We start from the raw sequence: 14,534 nt of genomic DNA, 5'->3' as shown, positions 1-14,534 counted from the left end.
TCGGCATGGCGAGCCCCCTCCAGTCACCGCGCGAAGGCAGATGGCGAGCCCTGGCCTGGCTCGCCTTTGGCGACATGTTCTTACTCGCCTGCAGCCTTGCGCTGATCCTGTCGCCTCTTTTGTTTGTGTTGCTGGTGCCTTCGCGGCTTCTGCTGGTGCTTCTTGCCTTGCCGGCGCTGTCATGGGTCTTTTACGGGCTGATGGTCCTGCGAGCCTATGCGGCGGTGCCGCCCCCACCGGTTTCGGATGGAATATTGCTGGAGGCCGACAAGGTTCCCGCCCTTGCCGAAGAGCTTGAACGACTGCGCCTCGCTTGCGATGCGCCAGCCTTCACGGCCGTCTATATCAATGCAGAGCTTAACGCGTCGATCTATCAGACGGGCTCCCGTGGCGGCCAGCCGAGGCATGTTCTGGTGCTCGGCCTGCCGCTTCTCGCCCTGTTGACGGGACGGCAGGCCGCGGCCGTCATCGTGCATGAATACGCCCATATTTCCCGGTTGCACGGTCATTTCGCGCGCTGGGCCTATGTGGCTCGCCAACGCTGGGCGGCACTCGGTAAATTGCATGAGCGCAATCATCGGCTGGTCACCGCGCCGCTCAGATTGTTTCTTGCCTGGTATGTGCCGAGCATGATGCGCGAGACGCTGGAGTTTTCCCGTCGCTGCGAGGCGGTTGCCGATGCTCGGGCGATCACGGTTTGCGGCGCCGACATCGCATTTGAGACGGAAATCGCTCTCACATTGCGGCAAAGAGCCCTGTCCAGCCAATTCTGGCGGGATATGTTTGCCGGGGCAGACAAGGATGACATCGCCCAGGCGCGACCCTTTGCCCTGATGTTGGCGGAACCGGAGAACAGCCGCCCGCGAGATAGCGCGCAGGCGGCCGTCTGGCTGCATGAAGACCTCTGCCAGAAACCGGATAGTCATAGCACCCATCCCGTTTTGTCGGAGCGCATTGCCGCGACGGGGTTTGATCCGGCAGGCCCGCTTCCCGATCATCTGCCCTGGCGTCTCGAAGAGACTTCCGCCGCCGCCGAATGGTTGGGGGAAGAAGCCCCCGGCATCGCTGCACGGCTTGATGCAGACTGGCGCGACAATGCCGCACGAGGCTGGCAGGACGCAAAAGACTGGCATATCCGTCAGCACAGCGACTTCTCAAGGCTCCTGCAGCGTCGCGAACAACAGATGTTCGACGAGCAGGACTGGCTGCAACTGGCGCTGCTTTCAGAGAAATTCGATCCGTCAGGCATGCTGCGCGCCGAGGCGATCGCGGAAGGATTGCGGTATTCGCCTGAAGAGGCGACGCTTCTACAGCTACGGGCAGAGGATATGGAGAAAGCCGGAGACATACACGGAGCAATGTCCTTGTGGCACCGTATCGGCCGGAATCCCTCTTTCTCCAGGTATCGGCTCCATCGCCACCTCTGCGAACTCTGCCTGCGAGTGGGAGACAGGCCGGCGGCAGAACAGCATCGGCAGATCGCCGACCGCCTGTGGACAAGCGAAGATGCCGTCCGATCCGCCGCTAACCATACCGGTCTCCATCCTCACGGGTTGGAAGCATCCGAACTCACCCTGCTGCAAGGCACCCTTCATCCGCTGTTTCAGCATGCGCATGCCATCTGGCTCTGCCGCGACACGCCGCCCGGTGCGCCGGACCCGACACGATGGTTCCTTTATGTGCAGGCCTATGACGGCTGGTTCATGCGCCTCGTCGGCAAATTGACCGGCGAGGAGGACAGGAACGCTTCCGCCTGCAAGCGGCTGTTTGAGCGTTTGCAGGCGCGGCTGCATCTTCATCTGCAGCTTCGTTTTATCGGGCCGAACGATCCAGTCCCGGCCCATTGCAGGCATGATAGCCTGATTGCCCGAGCGGGCACGGCCGTTGTCGCGTAGGTTACAGGTTTGCATAACGGCACCGGCTGCTGCCAGGCTTGAAAACGATGCTCGAACCGGTCTGCGGCGCGGCGAATTGTCAGCACTTGCCTATCCCGGGTAACACTTCATTTAGTGATTTTGTGAAATCTAAAATACGCAGGTTCCAAGGTTTCATCGGCGGAGCCGGTAGAACAAGCGGACCCATGACGACCCGCCCGGCGGCGGCTCGAAAAAGGCATCCGCTTGTCGCCCTATGAGGAGGGGCAACAGCTACCCGCGATGTTTCATTATATATTCCCCGGCCTCCCGAGAGGGCGGCTGGAGGAGTGCTTGCCTTGAGGCCATTCATGTCTTTCCTGAACAATACCAAGATAAAAACGAAGGTCGTTTTTGTCATCTCTCTGATGAGCCTGATGTCGCTTTCCGGAATAAGCTACGTCAGCCTGCAATATAAAGGCACCGACAGCGTCTATAGCGATTTCATCGGCCATGAGGCCCTTGCTGCGGTTCTGAACGCCAGAACCAGCGGGAACCTCAATGCACTCGGCATGCAGATGCTTCGCGCCAGCCTTAACGATCCGGCCAGCGCTGATTTCGAAGCTGCCGTCAAGACCTTCAGAGCCGACCGTAAGCAGCTCGAGGAACGCCAGAACAAGATCATGGAGCTGGTGCCGGCGCGCACGGATGCCGCCCGCGATATCCTCAAGGGTGTTGTCGAAGTCGAGGAGATCGGCAATCAGGTCATCGCCCTCATGCAGGCAGGGCAACGCGCTGAAGCGCAACAGATGGCGCTCAACGTGCTTCGGAAAATTGCCGAAGTCTCGCCAAAGATCAGCGCCGGCAATGAGCAGCTCATCCAGGTGATGAATGAGGGGAGAGAACGCCTTACAGCCAGCACCAATACGACGATCTGGACGGGCCTGATTACGCTCGCGCTCGTTTCGCTGGCCGTGATCGCACTTGGCCTGCTCATTTCCTCCCGGGGCATCACCACCCCGATTGCGCGGCTTCGCGCGCGCATGGAGTCGCTCGCGGCCGGTGATACGGCAAGCGAAATTTCCGGGATGGATCGCAGGGATGAAGTCGGCCAGATGGCTGCTGCGGTTCAGGCGTTTCGCGAAAGCGCAATCGAACGCCTCCGGCTTGAGAATGAAACGGAGGCCAACCGGTCGACTTCCGAAAAGGACCGGATCGAGCGCGAGAAACAGAAGGCCAGGGAAGCTGCCGACGTGCAGTTTGCCGTCGACAATCTTGCCACGGCCCTTTCGAAGATCGCCCAGGGCGACGTTACTTACCGGATCGTTCAGCCGTTCGTTTCCGGTCTTGACGGTATCCGCGGCGATTTCAACCGGGCTGCGGAACAGTTGCAGTCGACCTTGAGCCAGGTGGCGCAGAACGCGCGCGGCATCGACGCCGGCGCCAACGAGATAAGGTCTGCGGCGGACGATCTGGCGAGGCGCACGGAGCAGCAGGCTGCCGCCGTTGAAGAGACTGCGGCTGCGCTGGAAGAGATCACCACGACGGTGAAGGACGCCACGAAACGGGCGCAGGAAGCGGGTCACCTCGTCGGCCGTGCTAAAGTCGGCGCTGAAAAATCCGGAGAAGTGGTGCAGCAGGCCGTCGCGGCAATGGAGCAGATCGCGACATCCGCCAATGAGATTTCCAACATCATCGGCGTGATCGACGAGATCGCGTTCCAGACGAACCTTCTGGCGCTGAATGCCGGCGTTGAAGCTGCCCGTGCGGGTGAGGCGGGCAAGGGCTTTGCCGTCGTTGCGCAGGAGGTTCGCGAACTGGCGCAACGCTCCGCCGGTGCGGCCAAGGAGATCAAGAACCTGATCACGACATCCAACGGTCAGGTTCAGCAGGGCGTGCAGCTGGTTGGTGAAACCGGCAAGGCGCTGGAACTGATCGTGACGGAAGTGCAGGAAATCAACCGGCACGTCGCCGCCATCGCGGAATCGGCACAGGAGCAATCCTCCGGTCTTCAGCAGATCAATACGGCCGTGAACCAGATGGATCAGGACACCCAGAAGAACGCCGCCATGGTGGAGGAAAGCACGGCCGCCAGCCACGGGCTTGCACGCGAGGCGTCTTCGCTGAACGGGCTGATCGCACAGTTCAAACTGTCCGAAGGCGGTTATGGCGAGGCTTCTGTCCCCGTGCGCACGGCATCGGTTGCCGACAGGCCCGCAGCATCTCCCGCGCGTGCGCTTGGCGGCAGGATAAGGGCGGCGTTTTCAGGGAATGCCGCGTTGAATACCGCCCCCGACAACTGGGAGGAGTTTTGATCCTTGCCCTGCCTTTACGTCGCCTTCAATTGAGGCGCTGAAAGCATCGCTCTAAATATTGGCACCGGGGATCGGAGGTTTTGGACTCCGATCCCCGGTGTCCTGCTTTTTGGCAATATCCGCCCGTTGAGGGCATGAGTGCTTTCCCCTTCGGCACTTGCAGCGACCGCCTTGCCCCGTGTGAAACAGTCGGCGCTTTGGCCCAAATACGCGAAAGCATTTCTCAAAATATGCGGCTTTTGGAATGAGCGTCTTTGATAGCCTATTAAAAACATAGAAAATACACACAAAAGAAGGGCGAACGGATATGAAGATCCTTGGCATTTCCGGTAGCGTGAAGCGGCCATCCCGCACGGCGCATGTCGTTGAACGAATTGTTGCCGCGATCGGGCGGACGGCGAAGGTTGAAACCGACCTCATCGATCTTGCCGATGCCGCGCCGGTTCTATTTCGGGCATTGCGCGCAGATGAGCTCGACCAAGCCGGGCGTGCGATTGTCGATGCCGTCGAGGCTGCCGATGTGCTCGTCGTCGGTTCGCCGGTCTATCGCGCCTCCTATACGGGCGCGCTCAAGCATTTATTCGATCTCGTCGATTTCCGTGCCCTGCAGGGTCGACGCGTGATCCTTGCCGCGACCGGCGGCTCGCCGCTGCATGGCCTGATGCTGGAACACCAGTTCCGTCCGCTGTTTGGCTTCTTCGGTGCTGTCACCGTGCCGACCACGGTTTATGCCGTCGAGGCGGATTTTACCGGATACACGCTTTCAAACCCGGCCGTCGAAGCGCGCATTGAGCGCGCCGTCGCCGATCTGTTCGAGCTTCTGCCCGCCAAAGCGCTTGGTGGCGGCGATCACCATCCGACCCTTTCCGTCGTTTCACGCGAAGCGGCTGCCAACTGAGATTGCAAGAGAGGAATTTATCATGACCGCACGCACAGCCGAGCCCGTTAAATTCGCCTATTGGGTACCGAATGTTTCCGGTGGCCTCGTCATCTCGAATATCGAGCAACGCACCAGCTGGACCATCGACTATAACCGCAAGCTCGCGCAGATCGCTGAGGCGAGCGGTTTTGACTATGCGCTGAGCCAGATTCGCTTCACGGCTGGTTACGGCGCCGAGTTCCAGCATGAATCCGTGTCTTTCAGCCATTCCCTGCTGGAGTCGACAAAGACGCTGAAGGTCATCGCCGCCATTCTGCCGGGGCCGTGGAACCCGGCGCTCGCTGCAAAACAGATCGCCACGATTAACCACCTCACCAATGGTCGCGTTGCGGTCAACATTGTCAGCGGCTGGTTTCGCGGCGAGTTCCATGCCATTGGCGAACCGTGGCTCGACCACGACGAGCGCTATCGCCGCTCGGAGGAGTTCATCCGGGCACTGCGCGGCATCTGGACGGAAGACAGCTTCACCTTCCGCGGCGATTTCTATCGCTTCAACAATTATTCCCTGAAGCCGAAGCCGATCGATCCGCAGCCTGAAATCTTTCAGGGCGGTTCTTCGCGCGCAGCCCGCGATATGGCGGCCCGCGTTTCCGACTGGTACTTCACCAACGGTAACACCGCGGAAGAGATCGCAAGGCAGGTCGATGACATCCGTGCCAAGGCGGCTGAGAACAATCATTCGGTCAAGGTCGGCGTAAATGCTTTCGCCATCGTGCGTGAGACGGAGGAAGAGGCAAAGGCCGTGCTTGCCGAAATCATCGAGAAGGCCAATCCGGAAGCGGTCAACGCTTTTGGCCATGAGGTGAAGAATGCCGGTAAGGCCTCCCCGGAAGGAGAGGGCAACTGGGCGAAATCCAGCTTCGAAGATCTCGTTCAGTACAATGACGGTTTCCGCTCAAACCTCATCGGCACCCCCCAACAGGTGGCGGAACGCATCGTGCGCCTGAAGCGCGCCGGCGCCGATCTCATCCTGCTCGGTTTCCTGCATTTCCAGGAGGAGGTCGAGTATTTCGGCAAGCACGTCATTCCGCTGGTGCGCGCACTTGAAGAGGCCGAAGAAAGCGCGGCGATTGCAGCCGAATAACGCAGGCAGAAAAGGTGGAGCGGCGGCCTTTGCCGCTGATCCGCCGAAAGTGCCGCAGCCGAACCGGACTGGACGCATGCGTTCGAACCTGCGCGGCCTGACACGCATCGCTGTCAATTTTTCATCCCGGCTGCTAAAATTGGACGTTATTCGGGGCGTGCCGCCGAGATCGCGTGAGTTGAAATGTCAGTGAGCCGGAAGAATGCCATTGTCGCCATCATAGGCGGTGGATTTAGCGGGGCAGCGATTGCCCTTCATCTCCATCGAGCCGCTGGGGCGTTCGAAAATGTGCGGATCGTCGTGTTCGAGCCGAGAGCGGTGTTGGGTGCGGGGCTTGCCTATTCCACGCCGGAGCCGGCCAACCGGATCAACGTACCGGCCGGGCGCATGACGCTTTATCCTGATGATCCGGATAATTTCCTCCATTATCTCGACAGGTCGAACGCGCTTGCGGGCGATGCAGCAGCGGTTTTGCCTGATGGGCAGGCCTATCCGCAACGCAGGGTCTTCGGCGCCTATGTCGCGGCCGAAATCGCGCCTTTGCTGGATGCTGGCATCGTTGAGCACAGGCGCAGCACGGTGGAACATGTGGCCCGCCATGCGGATGGCTGGGAGTTGCAAACCGCAGACGGCGATAGCCACTTCGCGGACATCGTGGTGGTTGCGACAAGCCATCCGCCGCCGGCGCTTCCGCAGGTGTTGAAACCGCTTGCCGGTCATCCGAAACTGGTGGCGGACTTGAATGCGGACGCTGCGCTGGAAAATATCGTCGCGGGTGACCGCATTCTGATCGTCGGCAATGGCTTGACCGCGGCTGATGCCTTTGCCGCGCTCCACCGGCGCGGCCATCATGCGCGGGTCGTTTCGCTGTCGCGCCGCGGCTTGCGGTCGCGTGGCCATCCGGCCTTGCCGCAGGAACCCTACGGCGATTTTGTCGATCCGCCGTCCAAAAGCGCGTCGGAACTGCTACGGCGGATTCGAGAGGCTGTGCGAGTGTCGCAAGCGGGCGGTGCGAGCTGGCATGGCGTTCTGGACGCCGTTCGCCTGCAGGGACGCGACATATGGCGGAACCTTCCGCTGATCGAAAAGCGAAGGGTGGTGCGGTGGCTGCGGCCCTTCTGGGACGCGCACCGGTTCAGGATCGCGCCGCAGGTGGAGAAACTTCTGGATGAGGCCATAATTTCGGGCCAGCTACAGATCGTCGCCGGATCGCTTGTGTCCGCAAAGGCTGGCGAAGACGGTTCGTTGCATGTCGATCTGCGGTTTCGTGGCAAAAGGGACATCGCGCGGCTCGACGTCGATGCGATTATCGTGACGACCGGTCCCGCCCATGGTGGAATTCTGAAATCGCAGGCTTTTCTTTCCGGTCTGGAGCAGGCGGGTCTTCTGACCTTTTGCCCGACAGGGCTTGGCATCCACTGCGACGAGCGATCGCGCGCCATCGACAGCCGCGGCCAGACCATTGAAACGCTGCTGATCGGCGGTCCGCTGGCGCGCGGAACCTTCGGTGAGCTGATGGGCCTGCCCCAGGTTACCGAGCACGCGATCTTCGTTGCCGGAGAAATCGCACGGAGCCTTGCGCCAGTGACGAGCAGCCCGGCCCCGGTCTGAACGCACACTGACGCGGCGTTGATGAGCCGGCGAAATGGCAGCTGCCATCAGGCGATGGCAGCTATCCCGGCCCGGTTATTTCCCTCTATTCGCAGGCTAAAGTCAGACGTCCAGATAGGACAAAATGGTTGCAGCGACGTCGGACGCCTCCTGCGTTTCACTCGAAGCCTCCACTGAGGTGCTGGTCGCGCTGTCCTGGGTCGAAGTCGTCTCATCGGTGGTTGAGATCAGGGAGGCGATATCCTGGACAGAGCTGTTGGTGGTCTTGGCGCTGTTCAAGGCCGTAACCTGCGCCGATGTCATGGCGGCGACCTGACCTGGCGTGAAGGCTGCCGCCTGGGATGCCGTCAGGGCAGCGAGCGTACCGGTGCCCAATCCCGAGATCGCGCTCGAACTCAGGCTGATGATCTGTTCGGTGGAAAATGCCGTCAGGTCGTCGCCGCCAAGCGCGGCTGCCTGCAGCGCGTTGAGGACGCTGACCTGTGACAGTGACAGCGCTCCGATTTGCGCGGACCCCATGGCCGCGACCTGACCGTAGCTCAGCGAAGCCACCTGGCCTGTCGTCAAAGCGGCGATCTCCTGAGAAGACAGGGAGGCCACGACCGTGGCGGACAGTCCCTTTATCGCCGTCGAACTGATGGCGGCGAGTTCCCCGGTCGAGAATGTATCCAGATCATCCGCCGTCAATCCCGCAAGTCCAGCCGAACTCAATGCAGCGATCTGGCTGGTGGAGAGTGCTTCGATCTGGTCCTTGCCGAGGGCATTGATCTGATCGCCGGTCAATCCGGCGACGCCAGCCGTGCTCAGGGCCGCAACCTCGGCGGTGGAAAGAGCGGCGATAAAGTCCGTGGACAGTCCCTTTATCGCGCTTGAGCCGATAGCCGCGAGTTCCTCCGTCGAGAAGGTCTCCAGCATCTCCGCGGACAGGCCCTTGAGTGCATCCGAATTCAGCGATGCTATCTGCCGGGTGGATAATGTCTGGACCTGTTCAATGTTCAGCGCGCCGGTCTGTGCGCTGCCAAGGCCTGCAATCGCCTTGGCGTCCAGAGCCGCTATCTGGCTGACGGAAAGGGAGGCGATGTCGGCCGTATTCAGGGCCGCAACCTGTTTGGAGGTGAGGGCGCCGATCTGGGCATTGGTCAGCGCGCTTACCTGATCGGTGCCGAGAGCCGCGATCTGATCCGTGGTCAGGCCCGGTATTGCCGCCGCGCCGAGCGCGGCGATCTGAGCGGTCGTCAACGAGGCGATGGTCGCTGTCGACAGGCCCGAGATCGCATTCGAACTGATGGCGGCCAGCTCGGCGGCAGTGAATGTATCGAGATCGCCGGCGCTGAGGGCCGCGATCTGTTTCGAACTGAGAGTGCCGATCTGACTGCTGGTCAGGGCCTCGACCTGAAGGGTGTCGAGGGCCGTGATCTGATCGGTGGTCAGGCCCGCCGTACCCGCCGTGCTGAGGGCGGCTATCTGGGCTGCCGAGAGCGAGGCGATACTGGCGACGCTCAGAGCCGCAACCTGCTTGGAGGTGAGGGCGGCGATCTGGGCGCTGGTGAGGGCATCTACCTGACCGGTGCCGAGGGCCGCGATCTGGGCGGTGGTCAGGCCGGGTACCGCCGCCGCGCCGAGGGCTGCGATCTGCGCCGTCGTCAGCGAAGCGATCGCCGCTGTCGACAGGCCCGAGATCGCACTCGAGCTGATGACAGCCAGCTCGGCGGCAGTGAATGTATCAAGGCCACCGGCGCTGAGGGCCGCAATCTGTTTTGCGCTGAGGACGCCGATCTGAGCACTGGTGAAGGCCTCGACCTGAGCGGTGTTGAGAGCGGCGATCTGATCGGTGGTCAGGCCCGCTATGCCCGCCGTGCTGAGAGCGGCTATCTGGGTTGCCGAAAGCGAGGCGATGCTGGCCACGCTGAGGGCGGCAACCTGTCTGGAGGTGAGGGCGCCGACCTGGATACTGATCAGGGCGTCGACTTGATCGCTTGTCAGGACTGCGACCTGCCCGGTGTTCAGCCCTCCAACGCCAGCCGCACTCAAGGCTGCGACCTGGGCCGTGGTCAGCGACGCTATGGTCTCCGTTGACAAGCCCGGGATGGCATTTGAACTGATCGCGGCAATGTCCTTGGTCGAGAACGTTGCCATGTCGTCCGTGCCCAAGACCGCAATCTGTTTCGAGCTGAGAGCACCGACCTGTGTATCGGTCAAAGCCTCGACCTGCGCGGTGTCGAGGGCCGCGATCTGGTCAGTGGTCAGGCCCGTTATGCCCGCCGTGCTGAGGGCGGCTATCTGGGCTGCTGACAGCGAGGCGATGTCAGCCACGCTCAAGGCCGCAACCTGTTTGGAGGTGAGTGCCGCGATTTGGGTACTGGTCAGGGCGTCCACCTGATCGCCTGTCAGTGCTGCGACCTGTCCGGTGCTCAGCCCACCAATGCCAGCCGTACTCAGCGCTGCGACCTGGGCCGTGGTCAGCGACGCTATGGTTTGCGCGGACAGGCCCGGGATGGCATTCGAACTGAGGGCGGCAATGTCTTTGGTCGAGAACGTCGCCATATCCTCCGCGCTCAGGACCGCTACCTGCGTCGAGCTGAGAGCGCTTACCTGAGCACTCGTCAAGGCCTCGACCTGCGCGGTGCTGAGGGCGGCGATCTGCGCGGTGTTCAACGCACCGATGCTTTGCACGTTCAGGGCGGCAATCTGCGCTGTCGTCAGGGAGGCGATGGTCTCTGCCGACAATCCGGCGATCGCACTGGAACTGATCGCGGCGATATCCTTGGTCGAGAATGTCGCAATGTTATCCGCGCTCAAGGCGGCGATCTGTTTCGAGCTGAGCGCGCCGACCTGGGCGGTGGTCAAGGCTTCGACCTGGGCGATACTCAAGGCGGCGATCTGCGCGGTGCTCAACGCACCGATGCTTTGTACATTCAGGGCGGCAATCTGGGCTGTCGTCAGGGAAGCGAGGGTTTCTGCCGACAGTCCTGCGATTGCGCTGGACGTGATCGCGGCGATGTCCTTGGTCGTGAATTTCGCCAGATCGTCCGTCCCCAGCTGCGAAATCTGTGTGGAGCCGAGATTGACGATCTGCGCGCTCGTCAAGGCTTCGGCCTGGCTGGTGGTGAGGGTCGCCAGCTGCTGCGCGCTTAGTCCCGTAATGCCCGCAGCGCTCAGGGAGGCGATCTGGGCTGTCGAAAGAGCGGCTATGTCGTCTGTGCCGAGGGTGGCAATTTGTGCCGCGCTCAACCGCGCCATCTGCTTGGTCGACAGCTTGGAAACCTGATCGGTGCTGAGGGCGGCGATCTGACCGGTCGAAAGTCCCAGGATGCCGGAGGTGCTCATTGCCGCAAGCTGGGCCACGGAAAGCGATGCTATATTGTCCGTGCTCAATGCCGCAATCTGCCCCGAGCCGAAAGCCGCGATCTGGGCCGTGGTCAGGGCCGCGAACTGATCGATGCTGAGGGCCGCAACCTGATCGCTGGTCAGGCCCTTGATACCCGATGTGCTCAACATGGCCGTTTGGCTGGTGGACAGGGCGGCCACATCGTTGCCCAGGGCGGCGACCTGAACCGAGCTCAACGCCTTGATCTGCGCGGTGGATAGAAGGCTGACCTGATTGCCGCTCAGGGCTTCGATCTGATCGGAGGTGAGGCCGGCAATGGCGCTGGTGGTGAGAGCGCCGATCTGAGCCGTGGTGAAGGCCGCGATAACATCGGTGTTCAAGCCCGACATGGCTTTATTCGTGATCGCTGCGATATCGGCGGTCGAGAATGTCGCCAGGTCCTCGATGCTCAGGGCTGCGAGCTGCGCTGAACTCAGGGACTTCACCTGCGTCGGAGACAGGGCCTCGACCTGCTCGGTGCTCAGAACTTCGATCTGATCGGCCGTCAGGCCGGCAATGGCGCTGGTGGTCAGGGCGGCGATCTGGGCGGTGGACAGCGCCGCGATTGCGTCCGCACTCAGGCCGGACATGGCTTTGCCGGTGATCGCCGCGATATCGGCGGTCGAGAATGTTGCTATATCCTCGGCGCTCAGGGCCGCAAGCTGGATCGAGCTCAGTAACTTCACCTGTGCCGAGGACAGGGCCTCGACCTGCTGGGTGCTGAAGGCTTCGATCTGGTCGGCTATCAGGTTTGCGACCACGCCGGTGCTGAGGGCGGCAATCTGAGCGGTTGACAGGGCCTCGATCTGAGCAGCGCTCAAGGCCTGGAACTGCGCTACGCCGAGGGCGTTCATCTGGGCCGTCGTCAATGCGGCGATCTGCTCCTTGGTAAGCGTGCTGATCGTCTCCGTGCCCAGACGGGGCATGGCTTTGCCGGTGATCTCCGCGATATCGGCGGTTGAGAATGTCGCGATGTCTTCCGCGCTTAAGGCCACGAATTGCGCCGCGCTCAGCGACCTCACCTGTTCCGGCGACAGGGCTTCGACCTGGCTGGTGCTTAAGGCGGCAATGTGCGTCGTCTTGAGTGCGGCAATCTGCGCCGTCGTCAATGCGGCGATCTGGGCGGTGCTCAGGGTTTCGATCTGGTCGATCGTCAGACCGGCAATCGTGCTTGCGCTGAGGGCGGCGATCCGATCCGGGCTAAACGCTGCGATTGCCTCGGTGCTGAGGCCCGGCATGGCCTTGACGGTAATCGCCGCGATGTCGGCAGTCGAGAATGTCGCTATATCGTCCGTGCCGAGAGCAGCGAGTTGCATCGAGCTCAGCACTTTGACCTGCGCCGGCGACAGGGCTTCGGCCTGATCCGGGTTCAGGACCGCGATCTGGTCGGTCGTCAGGCTCGCAACGGCGCTCGTGCTCAGGGCCGCGATCTGATCCGGGGTCAGCCCTGCGATCACCTCCGTGCTCAAGCCCGGCATGGCTTTGCTCGTGATTGCGGCGATGTCGGCGGTTGAGAATGTCGCTATATCTTCCGCGCTCAGCGCGGCAATTTGCGTCGCATTGAGGGCGCGCACCTGAGACGAGGTCAAAGCCTCCGCCTGTTCCGTCGTCAGGGCATGGAGCTGCGTGGTGGTGAGCGCAGAAATCTGGCTCGAATTCAGGCTTTTGATGGCGTACTGATCGAGAATATTGAGCTGATCCAGCGTCAGGCCAACGATGGCGCCCTGCGAAATGGCGCTCAACTGTTGTGAGTTGAGGACTTTGACATCCTCCACATCCAGTGCCGCGATCTGGGCCGACGAGAGCGCTTTGATCTGCGTTGTGGAAAGCGACGCCACGTCGTCGGTTGTCCAGGCTGCGACCGCCTCTGTCGAAAGATATCTGATCTGATTGACGTTCAGGGAAGAGATGATCGACGTCATGTCTGAAAAATCCTAAAGTCCAGGCCCAACAGGTGGATTTTCCGCCCGAGCCCCCGGAGGGGCATCGGTTACTCAGGTCCACCATTTTTCAGATGTTGAGTACGCAATCGGGCTTGCCTGAACCTGAAGTTGCTACGCTTCGCCCGCCGGAGCGTTAATTGCCTGCATTCATGGAAGAGAACGAACGTATCCGGCTCAAACGGGTGAATGCAGAAATGCCGGCATGGGAGCGCCCTCCGCTCGCCGGGCGAGATAGAGCCGGGCGGTATCGAGCGCCTCGCGAATGGTCGCATCCATGTCGAGATAACGATAGGTCCCGAGCCGCCCGACAAAGGTTACCGACGCTTCCCGTTCGGCACGCGCCACATATTCGGCGAGCTGTTCTTTGTCCTCGACCAGCCGGATGGGATAGTAGGGAATGTCCTGCGGGCCGCATTCATGGGAGAACTCCCTGTAGCAGACGGAGCCGGCATGGTCTTCCCACGGAGAAAAGTGCTTGTGTTCGGTGATGCGGGTAAAGGGCACCGAAACGTCGCCATAATTCATCACCGCGCAACCCTGGTAGTCGCCGTCATAGGTGAAGCGTTCGAAGTTGAGCGTCCGATATGCCAGACGGCCGAATTCGAAGTCGAAATAGCCGTCGAGCGGACCGGAATAGAAGACGTGTGCAGAGGCCGGCGCTTCGGCGCGCTGGAAATGTGTGCCAAGTTTGACGCTGATGTTCGGATGATCGAGGATGCGTTCGATCATGTCGGTATAGCCGGTTTCCGGCATGCCCTGATATTTGTGGAAGAAGTAGTTGTCGTCATAGTTGAAGCGCACGGGCAGGCGTTTCAGGATCGAGGCCGGCAGTTCCGTCGGCGAGCAGCCCCATTGTTTCTCGGTGTATCCCTTGAAGAAGGCCTCATAGAGATCGCGGCCGACGAAGCGCAGCGCCTGCTCCTCGAAAGTCTGTGGATCGGTAATCGACTTGTCGGCCTTTTCCTCGATGAAGGCTCTGGCTTCATCGGGCCGGAAATTCTTGCCGAAGAACTGGTTGATCGTGTGCAGATTGACCGGCAGCGAATAGACGCGCTCGCCGCTCGTCGTTTTGACCCGGTTCTTGTAAGGCATGAATGTCTGAAAGCCGTTCACATAGTCCCAGACTTCCTTGTCGTCGGTGTGGAAAATATGCGGACCGTAAACATGCACCATAACGCCGGTCTCACCGTCGCGTTCGGTGTGGCAATTGCCGGCAATGTGATCGCGGGCATCGACGATATCGACCCTGTGGCCTGCCAGCGCCAGTTCCCGGCCGATGACCGCGCCGGAAAGCCCGGCGCCCACAATCACAATTCTTTCGTCCGCGAACATTGGCAATCAGTCCCGTTCATATGTCGCCCGGCGGGCGGTCGAGATTTGCATCGAAGAGGTGCCGTGCAGCGCATGCCCCGGCCGGTTGA

At 61.2% G+C, this 14,534-nt stretch carries 7 protein-coding genes; 5 read left to right on the top strand and 2 right to left on the bottom strand.

Annotated features, from left to right (window positions below):
* Positions 1-5 precede the first annotated feature (5 nt).
* The 5 genes from L904_RS23135 to L904_RS23115 all read left to right on the top strand — a co-directional run bounded on the left by L904_RS23135 (position 6) and on the right by L904_RS23115 (position 7,803).
* Entirely contained in the window at positions 6-1,895 is a 1,890-nt protein-coding gene (locus L904_RS23135; RefSeq protein WP_020811339.1) for a M48 family metallopeptidase, read from the top strand.
* Between the two features lie 329 nt (positions 1,896-2,224).
* Positions 2,225-4,168 (top strand): methyl-accepting chemotaxis protein, encoded by a 1,944-nt coding sequence (locus L904_RS23130; protein WP_020811338.1) that lies wholly within the window; start codon positions 2,225-2,227, stop codon positions 4,166-4,168.
* Between the two features lie 307 nt (positions 4,169-4,475).
* Entirely contained in the window at positions 4,476-5,066 is a 591-nt protein-coding gene (gene msuE, locus L904_RS23125; protein WP_020811337.1) for an FMN reductase, read from the top strand.
* 22 nt (positions 5,067-5,088) lie between these two features.
* The gene (gene sfnG, locus L904_RS23120; RefSeq protein ID WP_020811336.1) at positions 5,089-6,192 is read left to right on the top strand and encodes a dimethylsulfone monooxygenase SfnG; all 1,104 of its coding nucleotides are present in this window, start codon (positions 5,089-5,091) and stop codon (positions 6,190-6,192) included.
* 183 nt (positions 6,193-6,375) lie between these two features.
* The gene (locus tag L904_RS23115) at positions 6,376-7,803 is read left to right on the top strand and encodes an FAD/NAD(P)-binding protein (RefSeq protein ID WP_031234087.1); all 1,428 of its coding nucleotides are present in this window, start codon (positions 6,376-6,378) and stop codon (positions 7,801-7,803) included.
* 102 nt (positions 7,804-7,905) lie between these two features.
* On the opposite strand, the gene L904_RS23110 is transcribed toward L904_RS23115, so the two are convergent.
* On the bottom strand, positions 7,906-13,092 hold the full coding sequence (locus L904_RS23110; RefSeq protein WP_020811334.1) for a hypothetical protein: 5,187 nt from the start codon (positions 13,090-13,092) through the stop codon (positions 7,906-7,908).
* 195 nt (positions 13,093-13,287) lie between these two features.
* Positions 13,288-14,445 carry a UDP-galactopyranose mutase gene (gene glf, locus L904_RS23105; RefSeq protein WP_020811333.1) on the bottom strand — a complete coding sequence of 386 codons (1,158 nt, stop codon included), beginning with the start codon at positions 14,443-14,445 and terminating at the stop codon, positions 13,288-13,290.
* Between the last annotated feature and the right edge of the window lie 89 nt (positions 14,446-14,534).

Origin of the sequence: Agrobacterium sp. LY4 (assembly GCF_001526585.1) — a bacterium.
GTDB lineage: Bacteria > Pseudomonadota > Alphaproteobacteria > Rhizobiales > Rhizobiaceae > Agrobacterium > Agrobacterium leguminum.
The sequence above is the reverse complement of the archived record's forward strand: the minus strand, read 5'-3'. Positions and strand labels throughout refer to the sequence as shown.